Raw genomic sequence first — 3,744 nt, 5'->3', positions numbered from 1 at the left:
CGATGGACAGATCGATCCCCGCCTCGGCCGCCGCCTTGGCAAGCGCATCGCGGCAGCCGCGCGGGTTCACCCCGCCGGCATTGGCGACGACTTTGATCCCCTTGGACTTGATCTCTTGGAGCCAGGGCACCAGCGCCTTGACGAAATCCGGCGCATAGCCCGCCTCGGGTTTCTTGGCACGGGCACGCGCCATCAGCGACATCGTCACCTCGGCCAGATAATCGAACACCAGATAGTCGATGTCGCCCTTGGAAACCAGTTGGCCAACGGCTTCGGGCGTGTCGCCCCAGAAACCGGACGCGCATCCGATGCGCAGTTTTCGATCCGACATATTTTTCTCCTCCCGCGTGATCAGCGGCCCGTCCATTCAGGTTTGCGCTTTGCAACGAAGGCAGCAAATCCCTCGCGGGCATCTTCCGTCTGTGCAACCCGCGGCAAAAGCGTTTCCGCAAAGCGCATCTGCTGCGGATAGGTCATGTCTTCCAGTGCGTGGCAGGCGTATTTTCCCAGCCGAATCGCGGTGGGCGACTGCGCGGCGATTGTTGCGACCAGTTCCGCCAGCTTGTTGTCAAGCTCGGCCTTGGTTGTCACATAGTTGACCAGATCATAGCGCAGGGCTTCATCGGCGGTCAGCGGAACGCCGGTGATGAACAGCTCCATCAGCCGACGCCGCGGCAGCACGCGCATCATCGGTGGAACGATGGTCATGGGAAACAGCCCCACCTTTACCTCTGGCGTTCCGATTTTGGCGTGATCGGCCATGACCGCGAGATCGCAGGCACAGAGGATGCCCGCGCCCCCGCCCATGGCCACACCGTTGATCCGTGCGATGGTCGGTTTCCGGCAGGCCTGAATGGTTTCGAATAACTTGCCCGCGAAATGCTCAGGATCGGCCGGATCCTGGATGAACGGCCCGCCATCGGCACCGCCCTTGATGTCGCCGCCCGCGCAGAACGCACGATCGCCCTCGCCGGTCAAGACAATCACCCGGCATTCGGGGTCGGCCTCGGCCTTGCGGATTGCGGAAATAATCCCTTCCGCCACATCGCGGTTCAGCGCATTGCGTTGATCGGGACGACAAATCGTGATGCGCGTTTCATGCCCCCGCGCGTGCGAATTAACGACGTTTTCAACCATTTTCGAGATTCCCTCCCCCGCATCTTCTCACCACGAGGTGTTCCGAACGCGAGGTCGCAAAAAGCCTACCTTGATCTATTTTCTAACATGTGTTTGATTTTGGTCAACTCTGCAGACGATGTTTTTCGGGAGGAAAGATCATATGACCAGTCAGACTGAAGCCGTAACGGCGAATCTGGAAGCCATCAGGGCGAACTATTCGCTGACCGATGAGCAGCGCCAGATCGTCGATCACGTGGATCGGGTGTCGCGTGAGGTGCTGCACCCGCTACAGGCGCGCATGGACGCGGAAGAGTGGTGGCCCGACGATTTGTTCAAGCAGATGGGCGAACTGGGCTTGCTGGGCATCACCGCGCCCGAAGAGCTGGGCGGATCGGGCCAGAACGAATTCACCCAGGCGTTGGTGTCGGAAGTGATCTCGAAATGGAACCCGGCGGTGGGCCTGTCGCACGGGGCGCATGACAACCTGTGCCTGAACAACCTGCTGCGCAACGGCTCCGAGGAACAGGTCAAGAAATACGTGCCGGGCCTGTGTTCCGGTGACCTGGTCGGCGCATTGGGACTGACCGAACCCGGTGCGGGGTCCGATGCGCTTGGGTCGATGGCGACCACCGCGCGCCGCGATGGCGACGACTATGTCATCAACGGCTCGAAGATTTACATCACCAACGGGCCGATCGCCGATGTGGTCCTGCTTTATGCCAAGACCGACAAATCCAAAGGGGCCAAGGGCATTTCGGCCTTCATCCTGGAAACTGACAACCCCGGTTTCAAGGTGGCGCAGAAGCTGGACAAGATGGGCTTTCGCGGCTCGCCCACTGGCGAATTGATGTTCGAAGACTGCCGGGTGCCGGCATCGGCCATGCTGGGTGCCGAAAACAGCGGTGTTTCGGTGGTGATGAGCGGGCTGGATCTGGAGCGGGCGATGGTCGCCTCGGTCTGCGTCGGCATGGCCGAACGCGCCCTGGAGCTGGGTCTGGAATATGCCAAGATCCGCGAACAATTCGGCAAGCCGATCGCAAGTTTCCAGATGGTGCAATCAAAACTGGCCGAGATCTATACCGAGGTCGAAACCGCCCGCGCCTTCAGTTACCGCGCGTTGGCCGCCTGTGTCGGCCTGCCCAAGGGGGCAGGGGGGCGCGGTGAGATTCACAAGCTGACTGCCGCCGCTTGCCTTTATGCGGGTGAGGCCTTCAACAAGGCCGTGACCGAAGCCTGCCACATCCACGGCGGCTCCGGCTACATGCAGGACACCGAAATCAACCGGTTGTTCCGCGCCAACAAGCTCTTGGAGATCGGGGCGGGCACCAGCGAAGTCCGCAAGATCATCATCGCCGAAGAATTACTGCGCGCCTGAGGGAGGACGTGACCATGAACAAGCAATTACGCAACCACATCGACCTTCCGACACATTTCATGACGGATGAGCAGCAGGCGCTGGCCGATCAGGCTGGCAAGTTCTTCATGTCCGAGTTTCATCATCTGAACGCGGAAATGGACGACACCGACGATCTGCCGCCGTCGGTCTTTCCCACGCTGGGCAAGATGGGCTATCTCGGCCTGAACGTGCCGCCGGAATTCGGCGGCGCCGGGCTGGATTTCACATCGGCCTGCATCATCACCGAACAGATGTCACGGGCATCGGCGGCCATCGGGCTGACCCACGTTGCCCACGACAACCTGTGCGTCAACAACATCTACCGCAACGCCAATGACGACCTGCGCCGCAAGTACCTGCCGGGCCTGTGCGATGGCACGCTGATCGGCGCTTTGGGGTTGACCGAACCGGGCGCCGGTTCCGATGCGCTTGGCTCGATGCGCACGACGGCGAAGAAGGATGGCGACGATTACATCCTGAACGGGGCCAAGATCTATATCACCAACGGGCCGATTGCCGATCTGGTGCTGGTCTATGCCAAGACCTCGCCTGAGAAGGGGGCCAAGGGCATTTCCGCCTTCATCGTGGAAACCGACACGCCCGGTTTCAAGGTGGCGCAGAAGCTCAACAAGATGGGCTTCCGCGGCTCGCCCACTGGCGAATTGGTGTTCGAAGACTGCCGGGTGCCCGCCAGGAACATGGTCGGCAAGCTGGACGGCGGCGTGGCGGTGACGATGTCGGGGCTGGATCTGGAGCGCGCGATCGTGTGTTTCAACGCGCTTGGCATAGCGCAGCGGGCGCTGGATATCTCCGTCGACTATGCCAAGACGCGCCAGCAGTTCGGCAAACCGATTGCCAATTTCCAGATGGTGCAGGCGATGCTGGCCGACATGTACACGCGGATCGAAGCGGCGCGCAGCCTGTCTCTGAAAACCGTCGCCATGTGCGAGGGACTGGAAGAAGGCGAAGGCGGACGCGGCGAAATTCACAAACTGACCGCCGCCGCGATCTTCAAGGCCGCCGAGGTGACGTCCTTCGTGCTGGACAAGGCGGTCCAGATCCACGGCGGGTCGGGCTACATGCGCGACACGGAAGTGAACCGGCTTTACCGCACGGGTCGTGTTCTAGAGGTTGGCGCGGGCACTCAGGAAGTGCGCAAGCTGATCATTTCCGGCGAACTTCTGAAAAACTGAGAGTGAAAACATGAGCGAGAAAAAGACATCGCGTTA

4 protein-coding genes are annotated in these 3,744 nt (G+C 60.8%); 2 read left to right on the top strand and 2 right to left on the bottom strand.

What is annotated here, in order from left to right; genetic code table 11:
• The coding region (locus P1U48_RS18115) for an acyclic terpene utilization AtuA family protein (RefSeq protein WP_301070739.1) at positions 1 to 331 on the bottom strand (331 nt) is incomplete at its 3' end.
• Positions 332 to 351: 20 nt separating this feature from the next.
• Positions 352 to 1,137, bottom strand: a complete 786-nt coding sequence (locus tag P1U48_RS18110; protein ID WP_301070737.1) for an enoyl-CoA hydratase-related protein — start codon at positions 1,135 to 1,137, stop codon at positions 352 to 354.
• A gap of 142 nt (positions 1,138 to 1,279) precedes the next feature.
• Between P1U48_RS18110 and P1U48_RS18105 the strand changes: the two genes are divergently transcribed.
• Positions 1,280 to 2,494: an acyl-CoA dehydrogenase family protein gene (locus P1U48_RS18105; protein WP_301070735.1), complete on the top strand. Its 1,215-nt coding sequence runs from the start codon at positions 1,280 to 1,282 to the stop codon at positions 2,492 to 2,494.
• A gap of 14 nt (positions 2,495 to 2,508) precedes the next feature.
• Complete coding sequence (locus P1U48_RS18100; RefSeq protein WP_301070733.1) at positions 2,509 to 3,708, top strand: acyl-CoA dehydrogenase family protein; 1,200 nt, start codon at positions 2,509 to 2,511, stop codon at positions 3,706 to 3,708.
• The last annotated feature ends 36 nt before the right edge of the window (positions 3,709 to 3,744 follow it).

Source organism: Pseudooceanicola sp., from assembly GCF_029213205.1.
Lineage (GTDB): Bacteria > Pseudomonadota > Alphaproteobacteria > Rhodobacterales > Rhodobacteraceae > Pseudooceanicola.
This window is presented reverse-complemented; position numbering and strand designations above follow the sequence as displayed.